Raw genomic sequence first — 21,373 nt, 5'->3', positions numbered from 1 at the left:
CAGCTCATGGGCGTGTCAGCTCTTGGGCGTGTCAGCTCTTGGCGGCCACGTGGCCGTGGCGGCCGGCCTTCTTGACGCTCGCCCAGGACTTGGCCAGGGTCGCGGTGTGGTAGGTGTTGTCCCACGGGTCCCACCAGAGGACCTTGGGGCTCGACCCGGTGGTGTAGCCGCGGACGACCATGAAATGGCCGGTCTTGTTGTTGACCTGGGCGCCCCACGGCTTGTAGCCGAAGTACACCCGGTAGATCAGGGCGACCTTCTTCGAGCCGACGGCGGCCTTGATGTTGGTCAGGAACGCACTCTGCGAGCCCGGGCGCAGGGCCACCACGTCGTACTGGCCGCTGCCGTATGTGGACAGCGCCTTGCGCAGGCCGTTGCGCAGGCCGGGACCAGAGGTGCCGCTGGAGTCGGTGCCCATGTAGCCGGCCAGCTTTTTCTGGCTGGGCAGGCTCGAGCCGAGCAGGGGGTAGAGCAGGGCGCGTCCGGCGGCCGGGGCGCACCAGTAGCTGCGCTGCTGCTTCTGGGCCTTGATGGTGACCTTCTTGGTCGCCAAGATCTCGGCGAGTGCTGCCGGGGCGGCGACCGGAGTTGCCACCGGAGCCGCTGCCGAGGGTGCCGCGTGGGCCGGAGCGGCGGCGGCGCCGAGCAGGGGTGGCACCAGGGCGGCAGCGCCGATGAGTGCCGCGATTCGGGGGGTTCGGGTCATGCTTCGGGATTATGTGGCCCCCCGGGGAGGGCAAGGAGGGCCTGCGGCACTAACTCCACATCAGTGCCACGGCTCTACGCAGCCGGACACCGTCCCGGCCTGGCAGGCCTCTCGTCACCGCCTGGCCGGGAGGATCCGCCCCGTCACCTCTCCCAGGGAGACGTCGCCCCAGCTGCCGCTGATGGTCACCTCGTCGCCGTCCTCCAGGAAGGTCCGGGTGCTGCCGTCGGGGAGCTTGAGGGGCTCCTGACCGCTCCAGGTGAGCTCGATGAACGAGCCGCGCTGGTCGGGGGAGGGGCCGGAGACCGTGCCCGAGGCGTAGAGGTCGCCGGTGCGGAGGGATGCTCCGTTGGCGGTCAGGTGGGCGAGCATCTGTGCCGGTGACCAGTACATCGACGCGTACGGCGGGCGGGAGACGGTGGTGCCGTTCAGCGCCAGGGCGAGCGAGAGGTCCAAACCCCAGGGATCATCCTCCACCAGGTAGGGGAGGGGTCGCGGATCCTGGGTCGGAGTGCGGACGCGGGCCTCGGCGAGGGCGTCCAGGGGCACGATCCACGGGGAGAGGGAGGTGGCGAACGACTTGCCCAGGAACGGGCCGAGCGGGACGTACTCCCACGCTTGGATGTCGCGGGCGGACCAGTCGTTCACCAGGCACACACCGAAGACATGGTCGGCGAACGCGCCGGTGGGCACGGGCTCGCCGAGAGCGGAGGGCGTGCCGACGACGAAGCCCACCTCGACCTCGACGTCCAGGCGCCGGGAGGGGCCGAAGTCGGGGCTCTCCTGACCGGGCGGCTTGCGCTGGCCTGTGGGACGCACGATGCCGGTGCCGGACGGGACGACGGTGCCGGAACGGCCGTGGTAGCCGACGGGGAGATGTTTCCAGTTGGGCAGCAGCGGCGCCGAGTCAGGGCGGAACATGCGCCCGAGATTGGTCGCGTGCTCCTCGGACGCGTAGAAGTCGACGTAGTCGGCGACCTCGAACGGCATGTGCAGCCGCACGTCGGCGAGGGGATGCAGCACCGCCCGGCGGCCGCCCGACAGGATGCCGGTGATCTGCTCGCGGACCTCGGTCCAGCGGGCGCGGCCCTGAGCCATGAAGGGGTTCAGGGACGGTGCGGCGAACGTGGAGTCGTCGAGCGTGGCGGCGAGGTCGAGCACCTGGTCGCCGAACCGGACGCCGACGCGGGGCGCGCCGCCGGGTGTGGAGAACACACCGTACGGGAGGTTGTTCAGGCCGAAGCCCGTCATCGTCGTCCTTCCTCGAGGCCCAGGTCACGAGCCTGGTCAATGGGTGTGCTCGTGCTGCACGAGCCGTAGCTGACGAACGCCCGCCGCAACTCGGCTACGGCCTCTGCGTTCAGCGCCGTGAGCCGGGCGGTCAGAACGGCCGCTTCAGTGATCTCCAGAGCCGACCGGACGCCGTACGCCCCGGCTCCGGCGACCGCCTCGGCCGTGGCCAGCAGCAGGTTGAGGTAGCCGTGGTGGGTGAATCCGGTCGCCGGGTCATGGTGCCGCACGGCCTCGTGCAGGCCGGCGGTCGCCTTGACCGGCACGCCGACCGCCACCGCGGTGACCAGGGCGTTCGCCAGTTCGGCGGGGGAGGGGAACAGCTCCGGCCGGACACCGCCGCAGCGCAGCTTCAGGCCGCCGCCCGGCCTCGCGCCGTCCTCCGGCTTCGCGCCGTCCTCCGCGTTCGGATCGCCGTTCACTGCGCGTACGGTCTCCGGCACCAGGTCGTAGGAGGCCGGCTCGTAGAACGCCTGGGCGTCGCCGATGATCTGCCGGGTCTCGGTGATCGCGGCGGCGGGTTCGTGCGGGATCGCGGCGAGGGGGACCTCGACATGGGCGAGCTCGAGGCGGGGATCGACGTCGATCTCCTTGAGCGCGTCGGGCAGGCCGTCGAGTCCGGTGTCCGCGATCAGGCCGAGCCGGAGGCGCTGCGCGCCGTTCAGCCGGCCCCGCAGCTCGCCCAGACGACTGGCGGGACACAGGAACCGGTGGCTGAGCATCGGGTGGGCGGCGGCCTGGTCCGCGGTGTGGCGGCGGAGGGCGCCGGCCATGTCGAGCGCGGTGGGCGGGAAGAGCCCGGCGTCGTCCACCAGCCCCGCCAGCAGCCGGGAGGTCACTTGCGGCCGCCCGCCCAGGTCCAGGCGTATGCCTCGTCCTCGCTGGCCTGCCCGCCTTCGCCGACCTGGAGTGGCCTGAACGTGTCGACCATGACGGCGAGCTCGTCGAAGAACTCGGCACCGATGCTGCGTTCGTACGCGCCGGGCTGCGGACCGTGGGCGTGCCCGCCGGGGTGCAGGGTGATGGAGCCCTGGCCGATGCCGGAGCCCTTGCGCGCCTCGTAGTCGCCGCCGCAGTAGAACATCACTTCGTCGGAGTCGACGTTGGAGTGGTAGTACGGCACCGGGATCGACAGCGGGTGGTAGTCCACCTTCCGCGGCACGAAGTTGCAGATGACGAAGTTGGTGCCCTCGAAGACCTGGTGCACGGGCGGCGGCTGGTGCACGCGCCCGGTGATGGGCTCGAAGTCGGCGATGTTGAACGTGTACGGGTAGAGGCAGCCGTCCCAGCCCACGACGTCGAACGGGTGCCGGGGGTAGACGTACCGCGTCCCGGTGATCCCGCCCCGCGCGCCGCGGTGCTTGACCAGCACCTCGACGTCCTCGCCGTCGACCTCCAGCAGCCCCTCGGGCCCGTGCAGATCGCGTTCGCAGTAGGGGGCGTGCTCCAGGAGCTGCCCGAACTTCGACAGGTATCGCCGCACGGGCGTGATGTGGCTGCTCGCCTCGATGCAGTAGAGCCGCAGCGGCTCGTTGCCCTCCGGCACCCACCGGTGGGTCGTCGCACGCGGTATGACGGCGTAGTCGCCCTGGCGAACCGGCAGCGCACCGAAGACGGTCTCGACGGTCCCCGCGCCGGACTCGACGTAGACGCATTCGTCGCCGATCGCGTTGCGGTAGAGCGGCGAGGACTCCCCGGCGGCGACGTACGACAGGCGCACGTCGTCGTTGCCGAGCAGCAGCCGCCGCCCGGTGACCGCGTCCTGGGCCTTCCAGTCCTGGGTGAGGTCGTGGGTCTTGAGATGCCGGGGGCGCAGCGGATGGTTGGGGACGACGTCGAGGCTCGGCGGCTCCCACGGCTGCGCGTCCACGATCGCGGACGGGATGTGGCGGTGGTAGAGCAGCGACGAGTCGGACGAGAAGCCCTCCTCGCCCATCAGCTCCTCGAAGTAAAGGCCGCCCTCCGGTGTGCGGTGCTGCGTGTGGCGCTTGGGCGGTACGTTCCCGACCCGCCGGTAGTAGGCCACGGCCCGACCTCCTCTTTGTCCGATTATCGGATTCGTATACCCGATTATCGGATAGCCTACGAATGTGGGTCCGGTCACGTCAATGAGTGGGGAACGCATGCCGGAGATCTCCAAGACCGCCGACCAGGCGCTCGCCCTCCTGCTGAACGTGGCGGAGCAGGGCCCAGGCACGGCGGCCGAACTGGCCGAACGCCTCGGCATGCACCGCACGGTGGCGCACCGCCTCCTGGCCACGCTCGAAGGCCGGGGTTTCGTCCGCCGCCATCCCCGCGGCTACGGCCTGGGCATGGTCCTGCGGCACCTGGCCGACTCCGTCGAGAACGACCTCCTGGCCGCCGCCCGGCCGGTCATGGCGGAGCTCAGCGCGACGACCGGCGAGACGATCACCCTGCACGTCCGCGAAGGCACCGAGATCGTCGTCGCCCACCGGGTTCCCGGCACCCGCCACCTGGTGAAGGTCGACTACCAGCCCGGCCAGCGCCGTCCCCTCACCGCCGGCGCCGCCGGCCGCGCCATCCTCGCCCACCTCGACCCGCCGCCCGTCCCGGTCGAGGACCCCGCGCGCCTCGCCGAGGTCCGCAGTGCCGGCCACGACTACTCCCATGACGAGCTCCGCGCCGGCGTCAGCGGCGTCGCAGCCCCGGTCTTCTCACCTGCCGGAGTCGAGGCCGCCCTCAGCGTCGTGGTCCCGGTGAGCCGCGACGAGGACCTCACCACCTGGCTCCCCGCCCTCGCCACCGCCGCCCGCACAATCACCACCCGCCTGGGCGGCCGACCCGCGCACGAGTACGGCGAGACCCTCTCCGCGGGACCGCGCGCACAATCTCTCTGACTTTCCAGCCCCCGATCTCACAAACGGCCGGGCTGTCTCGTCCTTGGTGACAGAGAGAAGTTCTGGACGTGAAGGGTGATGATCATGCGGGTGTTCGTGGCGGGCGGATCCGGGGTCCTGGGAAGGCGGCTGGTGCCGCAGCTGGTGGCGCGGGGCCATCAGGTGACGGCCACGACGACGAGCGCGGCCAAGCTGGGCTTGCTGGCGCAGCTGGGCGCCGATGGCCTGGTGATGGACGGTCTGGACGCGGAGTCGGTCCGTGAGGCCGTGGCTCAGGCGCGGCCGGAGGTGATCGTGCACCAGATGACCGCCATCTCTCCAGCGCACGCCGGCAAGCCCGATTTCAAGCGCATGGACAAGTGGTTCGCCATCACCAACCGGTTGCGCACCGAGGGGACCGACCACCTGCTGGCCGCGGCCGAGGCGGTCGGCGTGTCCCATGTCGTCGCGCAGGGCTACGCCTCGTGGAACGGCATCCGTGAGGGCGGATGGGTGAAGACCGAGGAGGATCCGCTGGACCTGATGCAGGGGACGGCGGCGCAGGCGGGGATGGAGGCGATGCGTCACGTGGAGGATGTGGTCCTCAAGGCCGACGGCGCGGTCCTGCGGTACGGCGGCTTCTACGGGCCGGACGCCATCGACGACCAGGTCGAGCTGGTGCGCAAACGGCAGTTCCCGCTCATCGGCCGCGCCACCGGCCATTGCTCGTGGGTGCATCTGGACGACGCGGCGAGCGCCACCGTCCTGGCCGTGGAGCAGAAGGCGCGGGGCGTGTTCAATATCGTCGACGACGAGCCGGCCCCTGCCGGCGAGTGGCTGCCCTATCTGGCCGCATGCGCGGGGGCCAAGCGGCCGATGCGGGTGCCCAAGTGGCTGGCCCGGCTGCTGGCCGGGGAGCAGGCTGTGGTGATGATGACCGAGGGGCGTGGCTTCTCCAACGCCAAGGCCAAGCGTGAGCTCGGCTGGGAGCTGCGTTATCCGTCCTGGAGGCAGGGTTTCAAGGAAGAGTTGGCGTGACCGGGCTCCGATAAGGACGGCGGCTCACCATGACGTGCTCAAGGGTGCGGGTGTTGTTCGCCCCAGACGAGCATGGCGTGCAGAACGGCGGTGAGGCTGGCGCCCTGTTCGGTGAGTTCGTAGACGACCCTCGGCGGCACCTCGGCGTACACGGTGCGGGTGAGGATCCCCTGGTGCTCCAAAGACCGCAGGCGGTCGGTGAGCGTCTTCGGGCTGGGAGAACCCAGCGCGTCGCGCAGCTCACCGAAGCGCTTGGGGCCGGTCAGCAGTTCACGGACCACCAGGGTCGTCCACTTTCCGTCGAGCACCCTCAGCGTCCGTTCGACACCGCACCCGTGAGGCTTCGCCTCTTGAAGATGTTTCAGCTGCTCAGTGCCGATGGTTCCCATAGGGAAACAATATTACGGCCTAGGTACTGCTTACCATCGGTAAGTACGGTCCGCCCATGAAGAATTCATGGATCGTGGTTCATGGCGCTTCCGGAGCGCAGGGTGCTCCCGTCGTTCGCCATCTCCTCGCGGCCGGACACGACGTCCGGGCCCTGACCCGCCACGGACGCTCGGTGGATCCGGCCGCGCAGGCGGTCCCGGCGGACCTGCTCGACACCGATGCCCTGGCCGGCGCCTACCGGGGAGCGGACGGCGTGGTGGTCCAGCTTCCCCTCGTCTTCGCTCCCGACCTGGCATTGGCGCAGGCCGAGTCGGTGCTCCGGGCTCTTCAGTCTGCCGGTGTGCCCCGGGTGGTGTTCAACAGCGGAACCAGGCTGCCGCCTGCCCCCCTCGGCGTCCCCTTCGTCGACGCGCGGGTCATGATGGCCACGCGCCTGGCCGAGCACGTGCCCTCGGCGACCGTCGTCGCCCCGGCGATCACCTACATGGAGAACCTCGTCGCGCCGTGGTCGGCGCCGAAAGTGCGCGCGGGTGAGCTCGCCTACCCGCTCGACGCCGAAGCCGAGGTGCCCTGGGTCGCGTTGGACGATCTCGCGACCACGGTCGTGGACCTGCTCGGCATGGACTCCCCTCCTGGCTTGCAGGTGGTGACCGGGCCTCAGGCGCTGACCGGTGAGCAGGCGGCAGCCGAGCTGAGCGCCGTGCTCGGCCATCAGGTGCGGTGGCGGACCATTGATCCTGCCGAGTACGAACGGATGCTCGCACCACACCTTGGAACGGAGGCCGCAGCGGGGATCGCGGCGGCCTACGCCCCGCCGGCGCCCGGGGCTCCGCCCACCCCTGAGCCTGACCCGGCTGTGCTCCGCACCGGAGTGGTCACGCTCAAGGAATGGGCGAGCCGCCAGGACTGGGATCGCGCCTGACCCTCGGTTCAGGGTGCAGATGAGCTCGCGATGGTGGACGGCCCTGTCGTCAGACGCCTGCGGTCTCGCGCAGGCGTCTGACGGGGTGCGGGCCCTCGGGCTCGGAGCGGTACTCATAGCCGAAGGCCTCGCGGTGCTCGTCGATGACCCGTTCGCTCGGCGGCTTCTCGCCGCCCATGAGCTCCTGCTGCATCTTCTCGAACCGCTCGTGCGCCTCGCGCACGTAACCGGCGCCGAGGGTGGTGAGGTCGATCTGCGTGGCCAGGAGCTCGCGCAGGTATTCCTTGTTGGGCTCGAACGTGACGGGCGGCGGCAGTTCGGGCGCCAGGATGCTCTCGGGGTCGCGGCCGCCGTAGCGGCGCATGAGGTCGCAGGCGAGGCGGAGGTGTTCGAGTTCCATGTTGAGGTGGAGTTCCCAGATGGCCTTCACCTTGGGGTCGGTCTCGGTCTCCATGAACGAGTGGTAGAGGTAGCACTCGTTGTATTCGTGGTTGACCAGCCGTTCCCACCAGGTCTCGCCCGGGTCGACCAGGGACTCGTAGTGGGTGACGTGCTCTTCCTCGATGAGCCCGATCTCCTGGTAGAGCTGTCGCGCGATCGGCTCCATGTACATCGGGCCGACGTTCATGTAGAAGTTCATCGTCTGCTGCTCAGCCGACATGACGGTCAGCGCGTGCAGCTTGGACAGCGGCTGGGCCTTGTTCTTGTCGTACGGGTCGCGGAGGTTGTCGGCCGGGTGCCGGTGCTCGGCCACGGTCGGGCGGCCGGGCATGATCTCGGTGAGCTCGCCGACGATCTTCTCGGCCTTGCGGTGCTCGATCATCTCGTAGAGGTTGGCGTAGCGGTACAGGTGGTCGAAGTCCTCCAGCACCCCGAACTCGTACGCCTGCTGCAGGTAGGCGTCGGGTTCCATCCGCGCGATCCAGGCCGTCAGGTCGACGGCGACCTGCTCGTAGGAGATGGTCGTCTCCAGCACCGAGGCCTGGCCGGGGAGCAGCCAGTTGACGGCCTTCTGCTGTTGCTGCTCGATGTAGCGCACCTCGGCCATCTGCCGTTTGATGTCGGGATCGGGGCAGATCCGGTTGAAGTGGTGGCTGAACATGATCGCCTCCACCTCGATGCCGTTCATCGTGATGATCCGGCACTTGGTGTACGGGTCGCTCCGGTCCGGGTCGACGGGCTCCACGTCGAGCTCACGCCAGTTGCGGACCTGACGGTCCAGCGGAATGCCCTTGTGTTCGAGCGGATTGAAAGACATTTGCTCCCCCGGCCTCTTTGCATGGATGACTGCCTTCTCGCCTACCCGAGGGGTACGGGCATTCACGTCCACCCCAAGAAATATGCACATTCCTGGACGACAGATTGGTCGCGGTATGTCATGGGTACGGCCGGGTGTGTCCCATCCACTGTGTCCGATCCACCGGGGGGAACATGAGCACGGCGATGGAGCAGGACGTCATCGATCTGCTGCGGCAGCAGCACGGGGAGATCCGCGACCTCTTCGATCTGGTCCAGAACTGCGGGGCCGGCGAACGGCGGGAGGCGTTCGAACGCCTCGTGCGGCTGCTGGCCGTCCACGAGACCGCCGAAGAGGAGATCGTGCACCCGGCCGCGCGGAGCGCTGTGCCCGGCGGCGACGGGCTCGTGGAGGACCGGCTCAAGGAGGAGCGCTCGGCGAAGGAGTTGCTCTCCGAGCTGGACGGCATGGACACCGGCGACCCGCAGTTCATGGCCAAGCTCGACAGGCTCCGCACGGAGGTGCTCACGCACGCCCGCGCCGAGGAGCGCTACGAGTTCGAGCAGCTCAAGGGCGAGTTCGGCGAAGCCGAGCGCCGGTCGCTCGCCGCGGCCGTGAAGGCGGCGGAGGCGATGGCCCCCACCCACCCGCACCCGGGCACGGAATCAGCCACGAAGAACATGCTCGTGGGCCCGCCGATGGCGATGATGGACCGCGTCCGTGACCTGATCCGGAATGCCAGGAAATAGCACAGGGTGAACGTCAGCGGGGCTCGGTGGATTCGTTCGCGCGGTCGTGGAGGCGCTGCCTGATCTCGTCCGGAGTGTAGGCACGACGGCGGCGTTCGTTGCGCGCGATCACGGCGCCGGTCGCGGCGACCCCGGCCAGTCCGGCCACTCCCAGTACTTTCCACCAACGCATGTGCCTAGGCTAGCGACCATGAGCGGCATGAGCATCCCGCTTGACAAGGCGGTCGACCTGACCCGTACCGGCGACATCTGGCTCTTCCGGGGCCGGACCGTCGCCGACCGGGCGATCCAGACGATGACCAACAGCCCCATCAACCACGTCGGCATGGCCATCGTGGTGGACGACCTGCCGCCGCTGATGTGGCACGCCGAGCTGGGCCGGTCACTGCCCGACATGTGGACGGGCGGTCACCACCGGGGCGCGCAGCTGCACGACCTGCGCGACGCGGTGATGGTCTGGGCCGAACGGTACGACCAGCGCGCCTGGCTGCGCCAGCTGGATCCCCCAGCCTCCAGGGACATGGAGAACGCGGCGCTGCGCGCGGTCGCGCGGCTCGACGGCACGCCGTTCCCGTCCACCTCGCGGATGGCGTCCCGCTGGGTACGCGGCCGGATCCCGTTCCGCCGCCCGGCCGACCGCGACCCCAACCTGGAGACCGCGTTCTGCGCCGAGATCGTGGCCGTGACCTACCAGTCCATGGGGCTGCTGCCCAAGGGGCGCCGGCCCAACTGGTTCGACCCGGGCCGGTTCTGGAGCGGCGACGACCTGGACCTGGAGACGGGCGCGCGCCTGGGCGGCGAGATCCGCATCGATCTTCCGAGCCGGCCTCGGCCTTCCAGGTGAATCCGGCGGGACGCCGAGATCCCGTTTTCGGCTCCGACCACCTTGTGGCAGCGTCGGTCAGGCCCGTTCCGAGGGTCAATCCCGTCGCGAAGCTCAGGCGCGGGTGGGTTCGGTCCTGCGCCGTCTGCGGCGGCGGAAGGCCCTGAGCATGCGGAACGAGACGAACGCCAGCATGATGACGCCGATCAGGGCGATGACCGGAGCGAGGACCGCCAGGACGCTCATGCCGAGGGAGACGGTGTCCTCGACCGTGCTGACGACGGGCGCCCCGGTGCCGAGGGTGCCGGCGTTGACGACCGGGCGGAGGGAGGTCTTGGTCAGGTGGACGACGAGGGCGACCACGATCCCGAGGATCCAGCCGATCCACGGGTGATCCGCCATGAACTCGGTCATGGACGCGGACGAGTCGAGCCGGCCGGCGGCGTCGGTGGCGGCGAAGACGGCACCGCCCGCTGCCGGGCGGACGGCCGTCTGCACCGCGTCGTTGAGGCTGTCGACGACGGCGACCTTGTCCAGGACGACCTCGGCGGCCAGCAGCACGCCCAGGATCGCCAGCACCCAGCCGTTGGTGAGCCACTCGAACTCAGCGGGCAGGCGCACCAGATCGGTGTGGCGGCCGAGCAGCCCGACGACCAGCATCGGGATGTAGGCGTTCAGGCCCGCCGCCGCGGACAGGCCGAGGCCGGTCAGAACCGCCAGCATGATCCCCCCGGAAGTATCGTTCTTCCTTGGACGCGGGATTCCCCGTTCGTGTTCCACCAGTCATTGATCTACAACGTAAAGGCGGGAACCTTTCCGGGCACGGGAACCTCGAGCGGTGAATGAACGTCTCCACATGCGGGCGGCGTGACGAAAGGCGGGCGATGACGGGGCCGGGACCCGAGCTGAGACCGGATGATCCGACCGAGCCGGGCATGGGAGCGACGCCAGAGCCGGGCACGGGAACGGCGATGGCCCTGGACCCGGAGGAGGCACCCGGCCGGGGGAGCGTGCGCGACCTGGTGACGGGCCTGCCCGCCCGTGCGCGGGACCGGTTCGGGGACCGGGCACTCGCGCTCGGCCTGCTCGTCGGCCTGATCCTGGTGATGGTCGTGCCCCTGGTGGCGCTGCCTGCCGTCCGGTGCGAGACGTTCGGCGACGGCAACGGATGCAAGCCCAAGTTCCAGGAGCCGCGGGCCGAGCCGATCCGAGCCGGAGCCGCGCAGGTCAGCCCCGTCCAGGTAGCCCTGCAGGGATCGTACGTGGCGTTGGGTGATTCGTACTCGGCGGGCGTGGGCGCCGACCTCACCGCGGCCGACCTGAACCCGCTCAACCGGTGTCACCGGACCGGCCAGGCCTACTACCACGAGGTCGCCAAGGCCTTCCGTTTCGCCCGGGGGAGTGCGTTCTGGGCCTGCTCCGGCGCGAAGACCGGCGATGTGATGCGCGGCAAGTCCGGTGAGCCGCCGCAGATCGACCGGGTCGACCAGAACACCAGCCTCGTCACGATCAGCATCGGCGGCAACGACGTCGGCTTCTCCAAGGTGCTCGCCGGATGCGTGATCAAGCTGCCGTGGAGCAAGAACTGCGAGGAGCAGGGCCGCGACATCGCCTCGCGGATGGCCACGCTGCGGCAGGAGCTGCCCGGGGTGCTGGAGGAGATCCGCACGCGGGCACCGCGGGCACGCGTGATCGTGCTCGGCTACCCGCGCGCGTTCAAGGAGTCCTCCGGCAGCGACGGCGACAACATCAGCGTCGCCGACCAGCAGTGGCTGAACGGGCGGGCCCGCGATCTCAACGAGCTCATCCGGCAGGCGGTCACGGAGGCCGACGCCCGCATCGCGGCCACCCGCGCGCCGGGGAGCGTGGAGTTCGTCGACGCCTACAGCGCGTTCGCCGGGCATGAGGTGGGCACCGCCGACCCGTACATGAACGGGCTGGCGGTCAACCTGTCGGCGCTGGCCCCCGAGTCGCGCAGCTACCACCCCACGGCGAACGGCTACAAGGCCCTCGCCAGGCTCTTCATCGACCAGGTCAACCGGGGTCCCGGGCGTCCGCTCAATCCGCCTCGGTGATGGTGTTCAGGCGGTCCACGGCGCCGGCGAACTCCTCGATCATGTCGTAGACGACCTGGCGGGCGGGCTTGACGGTGTTCATCAGCCCGACGCACTGGCCGACGAAGTAGTTGGCCAGCTCGCGGGCGCCCTCGTTGCCGCTCTCGGCGACCTTGTTGATCTGCCGCATCGCGCCCTCGGCGACGATCATCTGCAGCGGCATGCCGAGGGAGCCGGGGCTGGCGGGTCCCTCCCACTCGTCGGTCCAGGCCGACTTCAGCTGGCGGGCGGGCTTGCCGGTGCGGGACCGCGACCGGATGGTGTCGCGTGAGCCCGCGGCGATCATCTTGGCCTTCACATGCGGCGGCGTCTCGGCCTCCTCGGTGGTCAGCCACACCGACCCGCACCACACGCCGGCGGCGCCGAGGGCCATCGAGGCGGCCATCTGGCGGCCCGTCGCGATCCCGCCCGCGGCCAGGACGGGGATCGGGGCGACGGTGTCCACGACCTCGGGCACCAGGACCATGGTGGAGATCTCGCCGGTGTGTCCGCCGGCCTCGCCGCCCTGGGCGACGATGAGGTCCACGCCCGCGGCGACCTGCCGCCGGGCGTGTTCGGCGGTGCCGACGAGCGCCGCCACGGGCACTCCGGCGGCCTTGGCCTTCTCGACCATGACGGGCGGCGGCGTGCCGAGCGCGCTGGCGATGAGGCCGATGGGGTGGGCGAGCGACACGTCGATGAGGGCGGTGGCGCCCTCCTTGGTGACCTGCGCGCCCATGCTTTCGGCGTCCCGGGTCTTCTTGGCCTTCTCGAAGTCGGGCAGCGGCACCTCGTACTTCTCGAACAGCCCTGCAAGGAACGTCCAATGCTCTTCGGGGACGGCGGCGAGCATGGTGTCGAGCCCGCCCTCCCCGCGCCCGGCCCTCTCCGCGGCTGTGCTTTCTCCGTCCCCCATGCGGGGGCGCACCCCCGCCATGTCGATCTTGCCGGGCACGAGCACGTCCACGCCGTACGGGCGGCCGCCGACGTGGTCGTCGATCCAGCGCAGTTCCTCTTCGAGCCGGGCGGGGGTGTACGCGACGGCACCGAGGACGCCGAAGCCCCCGGCGTTGGTGACGGCGGCGACCACGTCGCGGCAGTGGCTGAAGGCGAACAGCGGGAACTCGATCCCGAACCTCTCACACACCTCGGTACGCATGACCCGACGCTAATGGGCCGAACGTGATTCGGTCCATAGGCTCCGTGCCACGATCACACCGGGCGGAACAGCACGTACGCCTCACCCTCGGCCGGATGCTCGAACGTCGCCCGCAACGGCAGGCCCTCGCGCAGCACTGCGGTGTCCGCGCCGTCCAGCCGTGCGTGCAGCCACGGCCCTTCGGTGAGCTCGACCAGCGCCAGGTAGGCGGGCGGCGGGGCGTTCCCGTCGCCATCGGGACGGCTGTGCGTGACCGTCCAGGTGACCAGGACGGCGTCCCCGGCGGCCTCGGCCCAGGCCAGCTCCTCGTCGCCACAACCGGGGCAGCTGCCCGCGTCCGGCGCGAACCACCGGTCGCAGGCCTCGCAGCGCTTGATCATCAGCCGGTCGGCGGCGGTGCCGTCGAAGAACGGGTCGGTGCGGCCGTCGCGCCGCAGGATGCCGATGTCCATTCCCGCCCCCATTGCCGTCTCCATCGGTCAGATCCCCTTCGGATGCGGGCTGACGATGAGCGTCGAGTGGTGGTCGAGGATGCCGCCGTTGCCGCTGACGAGGACCACGTCGTGCTTGTCCGCCTGGCGTTCGCCACCGTGCCCGCGGGCCTGGATCACGGCCTCCGACAGCGGCGTCATGCCCCACATGTAGTACGCCGACAGTTGTCCGCCGCCGGTGTTGGTCGGCAGGGCGCCGCCGGGACCGAGCGCCCCGGACGCGGCGAACGCGCCGCCCTCGCCCTTGGCGCAGAAGCCGTAGTCCTCCAGCGAGACCAGGACCGTGTAGGTGTAGCAGTCGTAGAGCTGGCACACGTCGATGTCGTCGACGGTCACGCCCGCCATCTTCATCGCGATCGGCCCGGACGTCACCGCGCCCGTGGTCAGGCCGAACTCGCTCCCGCGTTCCTTGCGGTGGCCTGGATGTCCCTGCCCCCAGCCCCACACGTGCACCGGTGGCTGGGCGAGGTCGCGGGCGCGTTCCGCGGTGGTGACGGCGACGGCGATGGCGCCGTTCGAGACGAGGCAGCAGTCGAGCAGGTGCAGCGGCTCGGCCACCCACCGCGAGCTCTGGTGGTCGGCGAGCGTGATCGGCTCGCGCATCTGCGCGAGCGGGTTGCGCGCGGCCCACGCGCGCGTGCTGACCGCGATCGCGCCGAGCTGCTCGCTGGTGGTGCCGTAGCGCGCCATGTGCCGCTGCGCCGCGAGCGCGTAGAACGCGTTGACGCTGCGGAAACCCAGCGCGGCCGTCATCCCGCCAAATCCATACCACTCTGCTTTCCCGGGGGCGACCCCGGACCCCGCAGGCGCGTTGCGGTGGTACGCCGAGCCCGCCGACTGCTCCGGCTTGAGCGGGGCGTCGGCGAACACGCACACCACGGTGGACGCGGTGCCGCTGAGCACCGACATCGCCGCGTACGAGACCATCGCGCCCGCGGTCGCGCCGAAGGCCTCCATCTTGGCGAGCAGGCGCAGATCGCGCAGGCCGAGCGTGTCGGCGAGCTCGATGCCGGGGGAGCCGCCCATGCCGTGGCTGACGAGCAGGCCGTCCACGTCGCCGAGGGCCAGGCCCGCGTCGGCGACCGCGAGCCGGACCGCGTCGGCCGCCAGCCGGCGCGGGCTGCGCCCGTACACCCGGCCGAGCTCGGTCATGCCGAGTCCCACGATGCTCGCGCCGTCAACCATGGATCACCGCCGCCACCCTTCAGTAGGTGACCACTTACATTACCGAACTTGATTCGGAGTCGTCGGCCTGGGGGCGGGCGCGGAAGGCGTTGCGGTAGGCGAGCGGCGAGGCGCCGACCGTACGGGCGAAATGTGCCCGCAGTGTCACCGGCGATCCGAACCCGGCCTCCGCCGCGACGCGTTCCACCGGCAGATCGGTGCTCTCCAGCAGCTGCTGCGCACGATGGATCCGCGCACGCAGGAGCCACTGCAACGGCGTCGTGCCGACCTGTGCCCGGAACCGCCGTGTCAGTGTGCGGACGCTCACCGCCGCCTCCCGGGCGATCTCGTCCAGCGTGAGCGGCCGGTGCAGGTTGGCCTCCATCCATGCCATCGTCGGCTGCAGGGCCGTCCCGATGTCCTGAGGGTCCTCGTGGTCGATGAACTGCGCCTGCCCGCCGTCCCGCTGCAACGGCATGACGATGCCGCGCGCCGTCCGCGCGGCCACGGCGGATCCATGGTCTCGGCGGACGAGATGCAGGCACAGGTCGATGCCCGCAGCGACACCCGCCGCGGTGAGCAGCGATCCGTTGTCGACGAACAGGACCGCCGGATCGACCTCGACCTTCGGATGGCGGCGTGCCAGCTCCGCCGCGTGCATCCAGTGCGTGGTCGCCCGCAGGCCGTCCAGCATCCCGGTCGCGGCCAGCATGAACGCCCCGACGCAGATCGAGGCGATGCGCGCCCCGCGGGCGGCGGCCTCGCGCAGTGCCTCCACCACCTCCGGTGGAGGCTCTGCCAGGAACGAGTCGTGCGCGGGGATCACGACGGTGTCAGCGGTGGCCAGGGTCTCCAGGCCCCACGGGGTTGAGAGCGTCATCTGCCCGAAGACGCCCGTGGTGACGGACGATTCCGGGGCCGTGCAGACCCGGGCCTCGTAGAGCAGGTCGCCGTCCTCACCGACGGACGACCCGAAGACCTGGCACGGCACCGTCACCTCGAAGGCGACGGCGCCGTCGAGAGCGAGAACGGCGACGATGTGCATGGCCAGAACCTAGCGCATATCGGCATTCTGGACACTTCCGGGATGGTCCGCCAAAACCGACGATCGACGCATGGCAGACCACTTCGCAGACTTCGCCCTTCCCGACACCGACCTGACCCGCAAGGCGCTGGAGTACGCCGAGGAACTTGAAACACCGGCCCTCGTCAACCACTGCGTGCGGAGTTATCTTTTCGGCCGGGCCGTCGGCGAGGGGCAGGGCCTCCGCCCGGGGGCCGACTACGACGACGAGTTGCTCTTCCTGGCGTGCGTGCTGCACGACGCGGGCCTCAGCGAGCCCGGCGACCGTGACCAGCGCTTCGAGGTGGACGGCGCCGATGTGGCCGCCGCGTTCCTGCGCGGCCACGGGCTCGCCGACGACCGGATCGAGCTTGTCTGGCAGGCGATCGCGCTGCACACGAGCGTCGGGATCGCCCACCGCCTGCGCCCGGAGATCGCCCTCACCCATCTCGGCGCCGGGGCCGACGTCGTGGGCGACGGCGTCGAGGCCTTCCCCGAAGGCTTCGCCGATCGCGTGCACGCCGCGTTCCCGCGGTTGCTGCCGGACGCGGGCCTGGCCGACGCCATCCTCGATCAGGCGCTCCGCAACCCGCGCAAGGCGCCGCTCTCATCCCTCGCCTTCGAGCTCCTCCGCAAGGCCGAGCCCGATCTGTCCGTTCCGGACTTCCGCGAGACGGCGGCCCGGGCCTGGCACGGCGTCGCCTGACGCAGGCCGCCCGCCTCATGCGGGCCGGCTGCCTAGCGCGGGCCGCGGAAGGTGCGCCGGTAGGCGCGCGGCGAGACCCCGACCGCCGCGTGCAGGTGCTGGCGGAGCGAGACCGCCGTGCCGAAGCCGACCTCGGCCGCGATCTTCTCGATGGGGAGGTCGGTCGTCTCCAGCAGCTGCCGGGCCCGGTCGACCCGCTGCCGGGTCAGCCACTGGGCCGGGGAGACCCCGACCTCCTCGCGGAACCGGCGGGTGAACGTCCGTACGCTCACCGATTCGAGGGCGGCGAGATCAGGCAGCGAGATGGGCTCGCCGAGGTGCCGGAGGGCCCAGGCGCGGGCGGTGCTGGTGGAGGGAGAGGCGGGCTCGGCGACGGGCCGCGGGATGTACTGGGCCTGCCCGCCGTCCCGGTACGGAGGAACGATCGTGCGGCGCGCGACGTCGTTGGCGACGGCCGCTCCGTGATCGTTCCGGATCATGTGGAGGCAGAGGTCGATGCCCGCGGCCTCCCCGGCGGAGGTGAGGATGTCACCCTCGTCGGTGTAGAGGACGTCGGGATCGAGGCGCACCCGCGGGTAGAGCTCGCGGAAGTGGCCGGCGGACCGCCAATGGGTCGTCGCCCGCCGCCCGTCCAGGAGTCCGGCGGCGGCGAGGACGAACGAGCCCGTGCAGATGGACGCGATGCGGGTGCCCGGCCGTATCCGGGAGAGCGCGGCGGCGAGCGCGGTGCCCAGCCTCCCCTCCGTCTCGGTCTCGTCGGGCACGTGCGCGGCGGGGACGATCACCGTGCCGGCCCGCGCGACGACGTCGGCCCCCTGCGGCACGCGGATGGTGAAATCGGCGTCGGTACGGATGTCCCCGGGCTCGGGCGCGCAGGTGACGACGTCGTACAGCGGCCTGCCGTCGGGGGACTGCGCGCTGCCGAACAGCTGGTGCACGATGCCCAGTTCCAGCGGCATCACGCCATGCCGGACCAGCACCGCGACCAGGTGAGAGCCATCGATCGCCATGCCTTCGATCTTTGCCGATGCTCAATGCGCGGTCGCACGCGGGATCACCGCCGCCAGGAGTGCGGCGACGAGGCACAGCAGCCCCGCGAAGATCCAGACCAGGGTGTACGTGCCGAGCGCGTCCCGGAGGAGCCCGCCGGCCAGTGCCATCAGCCCGGCGCCCACCTGGTGGGCGGCGAGCGTCCAGCCGAAGACGACGGCGCTCTCCTCCGGCCCGAAGCGGTCCCGGATGGCACTCAGCGCGATCGTCGGGGGGATCGTGGCGACGTCGAGCAGGCCGAACAGCACGACGAACGCGATCAGCGGCGGATGGACGGCGGGGCCGAGGAGATGGGGCAGCGCGAACAACGTGCCCGCCCGTAGCGTGTAGTAGACGGCCAGCAGCAGCCGCGCGTCGTACCGGTCGGTCAGCCAGCCCGACGCGATCGTCCCGCCGACGTTAAAGATTCCGATGAGCGTCAGCATGGACGCCGCGGTCGTCGGCGCCATGCCGTGATCGCCGGCCGCAGGCACGAAATGGGTCCACATCAGCCCGTTGGTCGAGATGCCGCAGATCGCGAACGTTCCCGCCAGCAGCCAGAACGTCCGCGTCTGCGCCGCCCCGCGCAGGACCTGGAACGCACGGCGGAAGGCGTACGGGAGCGGGGGAGCGAGCGGGCTCGGATCAGCGGCGCCGTACGCGGTCGTCCCGGCCTCGCTCGGATGATCCCGTAGCAGGAACCAGGCGAACGGGACCACGACCAGCGCGGCCAGCGCCACGGTCACCGTCCCGGCGCGCCACTCCACGTGGTCGACGATCCAGGCCAGCGGCGGCAGGAACACGAACTGGCCGAACACGCTCGACGCCGTCAGGATCCCCGTGGCCAAGCCCCGCCGCCGCACGAACCAGCGGTTGGTGATGACCGTGGCGAACGTGCCGCCCAGCGCCCCGGTGCCAAGCCCGATCAGCACTCCCCAGTACAGGGTGAGCTGCCAGGCCGCGGTCATGACCGTGGTCAGCGCCGCGCCCGCCGCGATGGTCACGAGCGCGGCGGCGGCGACCCGGCGTGGCCCGAACCGTTCCATCAGGGCCGCGGCGAACGGGGCGACCAGGCCGTTGAGCGCCATGTTCACCCACATGGCGAGGCCGGTCGTGCCGTGCGACCACTGGAACTCGCGTTGGAGCGGGGCGACGAGGAGGCCGGGCAGGGTGCTGAACGCGCCGGCGGCCATGATCGCGGTCGCGGCGACCGCCACGATCCACCAGGCCCGGTGACCGCGCGGCCCTGGCCGCCGAGTGGACGCGGCGACCCGCGAATCGGTGATGGTCATGCGGTCCAGCCTGCAAGAACGGCCCGTCCCGAACGAGAGGAATCTGGGACGCAAACCGCAAGCTTCGGGCCCCGCGCGTCCCTGGGCGAAGAGACGCACGGGGCCCGGACCGCGCCGCGCCCGAGACCGCGCCCGAGACCGCGTCCGAGATCAGGTCGCGAGGATCGCCTGCAGGAAGTCCCGGGTGCGCTGCTCGGTGGGCTCACCGAAGATCTGCTCCGGCGGCCCCTCCTCCACGATCTGCCCCTTGTCGAACATCAGGACCCGGTCGGAGATGTCCTTGGCGAAGTGCATCTCGTGGGTCACGCAGAGCAGGGTCAGGTCGCTCGCACGGGCGATGTCGCGCAGCAGGTCCTGCACGCCCACCACCAGTTCCGGGTCGAGGGCCGAGGTGACCTCGTCCAGCAGCAGCACCTTCGGCTGCATCGCCAGCGCACGGGCGATCGCCACCCGCTGCTGCTGGCCACCTGAAAGCTGGGTGGGATGGGCGTCGATCTTGTCGACCAGGCCGACCATGTCCAGGAGCTCGCGGGCACGTTCCACGGCCTCGTCCTTGGACAGGCCCAGCACCCGGACCGGCCCCTCGATGAGGTTGCGCAGCACGTTCATGTTGGGGAACAGGTTGAACTGCTGGAAGACCATGCCGACCTGCTTGCGCATCTCGTGCAGGTGCTTTTCGTTGGCGGGCGCGAGCCCGTCTCCGCGCGGCATGTGCCACAGCGGCCGATCGCCGATCCAGATGACCCCGTCGTCGAGCTTCTCCAGCGTCATCAGCAACCGGAGGATCGTGGTCTTGCCTGATCCGCTGGGACCGATCAGCGTCACCCGCTCGCCGGGCGCGACGGTGAAGTTCAGCTCGCGAAGGACGATGTTGTCGCCGAAGCGCTTGACGACCTTCTCGAATCGGATGCCCGGCGTGCTGCCGTGCGGCAGCGCGCCGTCGGCGGCGGTCTTGTCCATCGGCGCTCCCTGCGGGTCCTCGGGCGTGGGGACCTCGGACATGGTGTCAGATGATGGCATAGCGCCCCTCCAGACGTCGGATCAAAATGGAGGACAGGACGCTGACGATGACGAAGAGAGCGGCGGTGACGGTGAACGGCTCAAGGAACCCGGACTTGCCGCCTTCGGTGTACGCCACGCGCATGACCTCGGGGACTGTGATCACCAGCAGCAGCGGTGAGTCCTTGAACAGCGCGATGAGGTAGTTGCCCAGCGTCGGGATCACCTTGCGGATGGCCTGGGGCAGCACCACGGCGAACCACACCCGGCTGCGTGGCAGGTTGAGGGCGGTGCACGCCTCCCATTGGCCGCGGGGCACGTTCTCGATGCCGGCCCGGTACACCTCGGAGATGTACGTGGAGTAGTGCACGCCGAGCCCGATCACTCCGGTCCAGAAGGCGCTGAACTGGATCCCTGTCGTCGGCAGCGCGTAGAACAGGAAGACCAGCTGCACCAGGAGCGGGGTGCTCCGGATGAACTCGATCACCCAGCGAACCGCCTGGTTCAGCACGACATTGGGTGAGCGGCGCAGGATCGCCCAGACGAGGCCGAGAGCCAGCGCCAGCACATAGCCCAGGGCGGTCGCCGCGATCGTGAGGCGCAGGCCGCCCAAGAGCGGGCCCACCAGGTCTCCGGCATAGGACCAGTCCCAGGTCATGAGCCCTCACCCCCTACGCCGCTGAGGCTGCCCGTACCGGTGGTGCCCGCGATGGCGGTCGCGGCACGCCGTCGCGGCCTGCGGCCGAGAATCCGTTCGCTACGGCGCTCCAGATAGCGGATGAGCAGCTGCAGGATCTGCGCCATCACGAAATACATGACCAGCACGACCAGGAACACCTCGGTGCCCTTGCCCGTGGAGGCCCGCAACTGCTGGGCCCGGAACATCAGATCGCTGATGGTGATCAGCGACACGATGGCGGTGGCCTTGAGCAGCTCGATCAGCAGGTTCCCGAACGGGGGGAGCATCAGCGGGACGGCCTGGGGCAGCAGCACCCGCCACATGCGCTGGCGCGGCAGCATGTTCAGCGCGACGGTCGCCTCGTACTGTGCCGTGGGCACGGCGTTGATGGACCCGCGCACCACCTCGGCGCCGTAGGCGCCGTAGTTGAGGCCCAGCGCCAGCACGCCCGCGACCATCGTCTCGAACCGGATGCCGACGAGCGGGAGCGAGTAGAAGAACCAGAACATCAGCACCAGGGCGGGAAGGCCGCGGAAGAACTCCACGTAGAAACGGCCGATGGCGCGGGCCCAGCCGTGCCGTGAGGAGCCCAGCAGCCCGAAGAAGAAGGCCAGGATCAGCGCCAGCACCGCCGAATACAGCGTGAGCTGGAGCGTGACCACGGCCCCCTTCCACAGGAGCGGGCTGTTGATGATCTCTGACACGG

Annotated in this window: 24 protein-coding genes; 7 read left to right on the top strand and 17 right to left on the bottom strand. The window is 70.3% G+C overall.

From position 1 onward, the window contains the following. Positions 1 to 31: 31 nt before the first annotated feature. The 4 genes from F8566_RS37320 to F8566_RS37305 form a co-directional block, all read right to left on the bottom strand. Positions 32 to 706, bottom strand: a complete 675-nt coding sequence (locus F8566_RS37320) for a C39 family peptidase (RefSeq protein WP_151566779.1) — start codon at positions 704 to 706, stop codon at positions 32 to 34. A gap of 114 nt (positions 707 to 820) precedes the next feature. Next, a complete protein-coding gene (fahA, locus tag F8566_RS37315) occupies positions 821 to 1,957 on the bottom strand; it encodes a fumarylacetoacetase (protein WP_151566777.1) in 1,137 nt (378 codons plus the stop codon). Next, positions 1,954 to 2,835: a hypothetical protein gene (locus tag F8566_RS37310; RefSeq protein ID WP_225993854.1), complete on the bottom strand. Its 882-nt coding sequence runs from the start codon at positions 2,833 to 2,835 to the stop codon at positions 1,954 to 1,956. The genes fahA and F8566_RS37310 overlap by 4 nt, the downstream gene beginning before the upstream one ends. Next, positions 2,832 to 4,022: a homogentisate 1,2-dioxygenase gene (locus tag F8566_RS37305; protein WP_151566775.1), complete on the bottom strand. Its 1,191-nt coding sequence runs from the start codon at positions 4,020 to 4,022 to the stop codon at positions 2,832 to 2,834. The genes F8566_RS37310 and F8566_RS37305 overlap by 4 nt, the downstream gene beginning before the upstream one ends. Before the next feature lie 97 nt (positions 4,023 to 4,119). Here F8566_RS37305 and F8566_RS37300 point away from each other — a divergent pair, with 97 nt between their 5' ends. Together F8566_RS37300 and F8566_RS37295 are read left to right on the top strand one after the other, a co-directional pair. Continuing rightward, complete coding sequence (locus F8566_RS37300; protein ID WP_192810058.1) at positions 4,120 to 4,854, top strand: IclR family transcriptional regulator; 735 nt, start codon at positions 4,120 to 4,122, stop codon at positions 4,852 to 4,854. 84 nt (positions 4,855 to 4,938) lie between these two features. Continuing rightward, entirely contained in the window at positions 4,939 to 5,871 is a 933-nt protein-coding gene (locus F8566_RS37295) for an NAD-dependent epimerase/dehydratase family protein (protein ID WP_151566772.1), read from the top strand. A gap of 38 nt (positions 5,872 to 5,909) precedes the next feature. Here the strand turns inward: F8566_RS37295 and F8566_RS37290 are convergent, their stop codons facing one another. Beyond that, positions 5,910 to 6,179 (bottom strand): winged helix-turn-helix transcriptional regulator, encoded by a 270-nt coding sequence (locus F8566_RS37290; RefSeq protein ID WP_225993853.1) that lies wholly within the window; start codon positions 6,177 to 6,179, stop codon positions 5,910 to 5,912. A gap of 137 nt (positions 6,180 to 6,316) precedes the next feature. Between F8566_RS37290 and F8566_RS37285 the strand changes: the two genes are divergently transcribed. Further along, on the top strand, positions 6,317 to 7,183 hold the full coding sequence (locus tag F8566_RS37285) for an SDR family oxidoreductase (RefSeq protein ID WP_151566768.1): 867 nt from the start codon (positions 6,317 to 6,319) through the stop codon (positions 7,181 to 7,183). 49 nt (positions 7,184 to 7,232) lie between these two features. Here F8566_RS37285 and F8566_RS37280 read toward each other — a convergent pair whose 3' ends face one another. Next, the gene (locus tag F8566_RS37280) at positions 7,233 to 8,441 is read right to left on the bottom strand and encodes a hypothetical protein (RefSeq protein ID WP_151566766.1); all 1,209 of its coding nucleotides are present in this window, start codon (positions 8,439 to 8,441) and stop codon (positions 7,233 to 7,235) included. 173 nt (positions 8,442 to 8,614) lie between these two features. On the opposite strand from F8566_RS37280, the gene F8566_RS37275 reads away from it, so the two are divergent. Continuing rightward, on the top strand, positions 8,615 to 9,169 hold the full coding sequence (locus tag F8566_RS37275; RefSeq protein ID WP_151566764.1) for a hemerythrin domain-containing protein: 555 nt from the start codon (positions 8,615 to 8,617) through the stop codon (positions 9,167 to 9,169). Positions 9,170 to 9,182: 13 nt separating this feature from the next. Here the strand turns inward: F8566_RS37275 and F8566_RS50390 are convergent, their stop codons facing one another. Further along, positions 9,183 to 9,341 (bottom strand): hypothetical protein, encoded by a 159-nt coding sequence (locus F8566_RS50390; protein ID WP_192810057.1) that lies wholly within the window; start codon positions 9,339 to 9,341, stop codon positions 9,183 to 9,185. A gap of 27 nt (positions 9,342 to 9,368) precedes the next feature. Between F8566_RS50390 and F8566_RS37270 the strand changes: the two genes are divergently transcribed. Beyond that, positions 9,369 to 10,013 carry a hypothetical protein gene (locus tag F8566_RS37270; RefSeq protein ID WP_151566762.1) on the top strand — a complete coding sequence of 215 codons (645 nt, stop codon included), beginning with the start codon at positions 9,369 to 9,371 and terminating at the stop codon, positions 10,011 to 10,013. A gap of 93 nt (positions 10,014 to 10,106) precedes the next feature. Here the strand turns inward: F8566_RS37270 and F8566_RS37265 are convergent, their stop codons facing one another. Beyond that, entirely contained in the window at positions 10,107 to 10,715 is a 609-nt protein-coding gene (locus F8566_RS37265) for a DUF4126 domain-containing protein (protein WP_151566760.1), read from the bottom strand. Positions 10,716 to 10,927: 212 nt separating this feature from the next. Here F8566_RS37265 and F8566_RS37260 point away from each other — a divergent pair, with 212 nt between their 5' ends. Then, on the top strand, positions 10,928 to 12,067 hold the full coding sequence (locus F8566_RS37260; RefSeq protein ID WP_225993851.1) for an SGNH/GDSL hydrolase family protein: 1,140 nt from the start codon (positions 10,928 to 10,930) through the stop codon (positions 12,065 to 12,067). Here F8566_RS37260 and F8566_RS37255 read toward each other — a convergent pair. Genes F8566_RS37255 through F8566_RS37240 form a run of 4 tightly spaced genes read right to left on the bottom strand, consistent with a single transcriptional unit; the run spans position 12,051 to position 15,944 of the window. After that, positions 12,051 to 13,244: an NAD(P)H-dependent flavin oxidoreductase gene (locus F8566_RS37255; RefSeq protein WP_151566758.1), complete on the bottom strand. Its 1,194-nt coding sequence runs from the start codon at positions 13,242 to 13,244 to the stop codon at positions 12,051 to 12,053. The genes F8566_RS37260 and F8566_RS37255 overlap by 17 nt on opposite strands. 53 nt (positions 13,245 to 13,297) lie before the next feature. Then, a complete protein-coding gene (locus tag F8566_RS37250) occupies positions 13,298 to 13,720 on the bottom strand; it encodes a Zn-ribbon domain-containing OB-fold protein (RefSeq protein WP_225993850.1) in 423 nt (140 codons plus the stop codon). 3 nt (positions 13,721 to 13,723) lie between these two features. Further along, on the bottom strand, positions 13,724 to 14,920 hold the full coding sequence (locus tag F8566_RS37245; RefSeq protein WP_151566756.1) for a thiolase family protein: 1,197 nt from the start codon (positions 14,918 to 14,920) through the stop codon (positions 13,724 to 13,726). Between the two features lie 34 nt (positions 14,921 to 14,954). Further along, a complete protein-coding gene (locus F8566_RS37240) occupies positions 14,955 to 15,944 on the bottom strand; it encodes a GlxA family transcriptional regulator (protein WP_151566754.1) in 990 nt (329 codons plus the stop codon). Positions 15,945 to 16,014: 70 nt separating this feature from the next. Here F8566_RS37240 and F8566_RS37235 point away from each other — a divergent pair, with 70 nt between their 5' ends. Next, the gene (locus F8566_RS37235) at positions 16,015 to 16,668 is read left to right on the top strand and encodes an HD domain-containing protein (RefSeq protein ID WP_151566752.1); all 654 of its coding nucleotides are present in this window, start codon (positions 16,015 to 16,017) and stop codon (positions 16,666 to 16,668) included. A 32-nt stretch (positions 16,669 to 16,700) separates the two neighbouring features. Here F8566_RS37235 and F8566_RS37230 read toward each other — a convergent pair whose 3' ends face one another. The 5 genes from F8566_RS37230 to ehuC form a co-directional block, all read right to left on the bottom strand. Continuing rightward, positions 16,701 to 17,678 (bottom strand): GlxA family transcriptional regulator, encoded by a 978-nt coding sequence (locus tag F8566_RS37230; protein ID WP_151566750.1) that lies wholly within the window; start codon positions 17,676 to 17,678, stop codon positions 16,701 to 16,703. 21 nt (positions 17,679 to 17,699) lie between these two features. Then, entirely contained in the window at positions 17,700 to 18,989 is a 1,290-nt protein-coding gene (locus tag F8566_RS37225) for an MFS transporter (RefSeq protein WP_151566748.1), read from the bottom strand. A gap of 150 nt (positions 18,990 to 19,139) precedes the next feature. Then, complete coding sequence (gene ehuA, locus F8566_RS37220; protein WP_151566746.1) at positions 19,140 to 20,009, bottom strand: ectoine/hydroxyectoine ABC transporter ATP-binding protein EhuA; 870 nt, start codon at positions 20,007 to 20,009, stop codon at positions 19,140 to 19,142. Beyond that, positions 19,996 to 20,646 carry an ectoine/hydroxyectoine ABC transporter permease subunit EhuD gene (ehuD, locus tag F8566_RS37215; protein WP_151566744.1) on the bottom strand — a complete coding sequence of 217 codons (651 nt, stop codon included), beginning with the start codon at positions 20,644 to 20,646 and terminating at the stop codon, positions 19,996 to 19,998. Before ehuD ends, ehuA begins: the two co-directional genes overlap by 14 nt. After that, positions 20,643 to 21,371, bottom strand: a complete 729-nt coding sequence (gene ehuC / locus F8566_RS37210; RefSeq protein WP_151566742.1) for an ectoine/hydroxyectoine ABC transporter permease subunit EhuC — start codon at positions 21,369 to 21,371, stop codon at positions 20,643 to 20,645. Before ehuC ends, ehuD begins: the two co-directional genes overlap by 4 nt. Between the last annotated feature and the right edge of the window lie 2 nt (positions 21,372 to 21,373).

Origin of the sequence: Actinomadura rudentiformis, assembly GCF_008923185.1 — a bacterium.
GTDB lineage: Bacteria > Actinomycetota > Actinomycetes > Streptosporangiales > Streptosporangiaceae > Spirillospora > Spirillospora rudentiformis.
Note: the sequence above shows the minus strand (reverse complement) of the source record. Positions and strands in the feature narration are given on the sequence as shown.

Excerpts from the sequence above, each read along its gene's own strand:
- F8566_RS37320 (WP_151566779.1), bottom strand. The coding sequence starts at position 706 with ATGACCCGAACCCCCCGAATCGCGGCACTCATCGGCGCTGCCGCCCTG.
- fahA (WP_151566777.1), bottom strand. The coding sequence starts at position 1,957 with ATGACGGGCTTCGGCCTGAACAACCTCCCGTACGGTGTGTTCTCCACA.
- F8566_RS37300 (WP_192810058.1), top strand. The coding sequence starts at position 4,120 with ATGCCGGAGATCTCCAAGACCGCCGACCAGGCGCTCGCCCTCCTGCTG.
- F8566_RS37295 (WP_151566772.1), top strand. The coding sequence starts at position 4,939 with ATGCGGGTGTTCGTGGCGGGCGGATCCGGGGTCCTGGGAAGGCGGCTG.
- F8566_RS37285 (WP_151566768.1), top strand. The coding sequence starts at position 6,317 with ATGAAGAATTCATGGATCGTGGTTCATGGCGCTTCCGGAGCGCAGGGT.
- F8566_RS37280 (WP_151566766.1), bottom strand. The coding sequence starts at position 8,441 with ATGTCTTTCAATCCGCTCGAACACAAGGGCATTCCGCTGGACCGTCAG.
- F8566_RS37275 (WP_151566764.1), top strand. The coding sequence starts at position 8,615 with ATGAGCACGGCGATGGAGCAGGACGTCATCGATCTGCTGCGGCAGCAG.
- F8566_RS50390 (WP_192810057.1), bottom strand. The coding sequence starts at position 9,341 with ATGCGTTGGTGGAAAGTACTGGGAGTGGCCGGACTGGCCGGGGTCGCC.
- F8566_RS37270 (WP_151566762.1), top strand. The coding sequence starts at position 9,369 with ATGAGCATCCCGCTTGACAAGGCGGTCGACCTGACCCGTACCGGCGAC.
- F8566_RS37265 (WP_151566760.1), bottom strand. The coding sequence starts at position 10,715 with ATGCTGGCGGTTCTGACCGGCCTCGGCCTGTCCGCGGCGGCGGGCCTG.
- F8566_RS37260 (WP_225993851.1), top strand. The coding sequence starts at position 10,928 with ATGGGAGCGACGCCAGAGCCGGGCACGGGAACGGCGATGGCCCTGGAC.
- F8566_RS37255 (WP_151566758.1), bottom strand. The coding sequence starts at position 13,244 with ATGCGTACCGAGGTGTGTGAGAGGTTCGGGATCGAGTTCCCGCTGTTC.
- F8566_RS37250 (WP_225993850.1), bottom strand. The coding sequence starts at position 13,720 with ATGGAGACGGCAATGGGGGCGGGAATGGACATCGGCATCCTGCGGCGC.
- F8566_RS37245 (WP_151566756.1), bottom strand. The coding sequence starts at position 14,920 with ATGGTTGACGGCGCGAGCATCGTGGGACTCGGCATGACCGAGCTCGGC.
- F8566_RS37240 (WP_151566754.1), bottom strand. The coding sequence starts at position 15,944 with ATGCACATCGTCGCCGTTCTCGCTCTCGACGGCGCCGTCGCCTTCGAG.
- F8566_RS37235 (WP_151566752.1), top strand. The coding sequence starts at position 16,015 with ATGGCAGACCACTTCGCAGACTTCGCCCTTCCCGACACCGACCTGACC.
- F8566_RS37230 (WP_151566750.1), bottom strand. The coding sequence starts at position 17,678 with ATGGCGATCGATGGCTCTCACCTGGTCGCGGTGCTGGTCCGGCATGGC.
- F8566_RS37225 (WP_151566748.1), bottom strand. The coding sequence starts at position 18,989 with ATGACCATCACCGATTCGCGGGTCGCCGCGTCCACTCGGCGGCCAGGG.
- ehuA (WP_151566746.1), bottom strand. The coding sequence starts at position 20,009 with ATGCCATCATCTGACACCATGTCCGAGGTCCCCACGCCCGAGGACCCG.
- ehuD (WP_151566744.1), bottom strand. The coding sequence starts at position 20,646 with ATGACCTGGGACTGGTCCTATGCCGGAGACCTGGTGGGCCCGCTCTTG.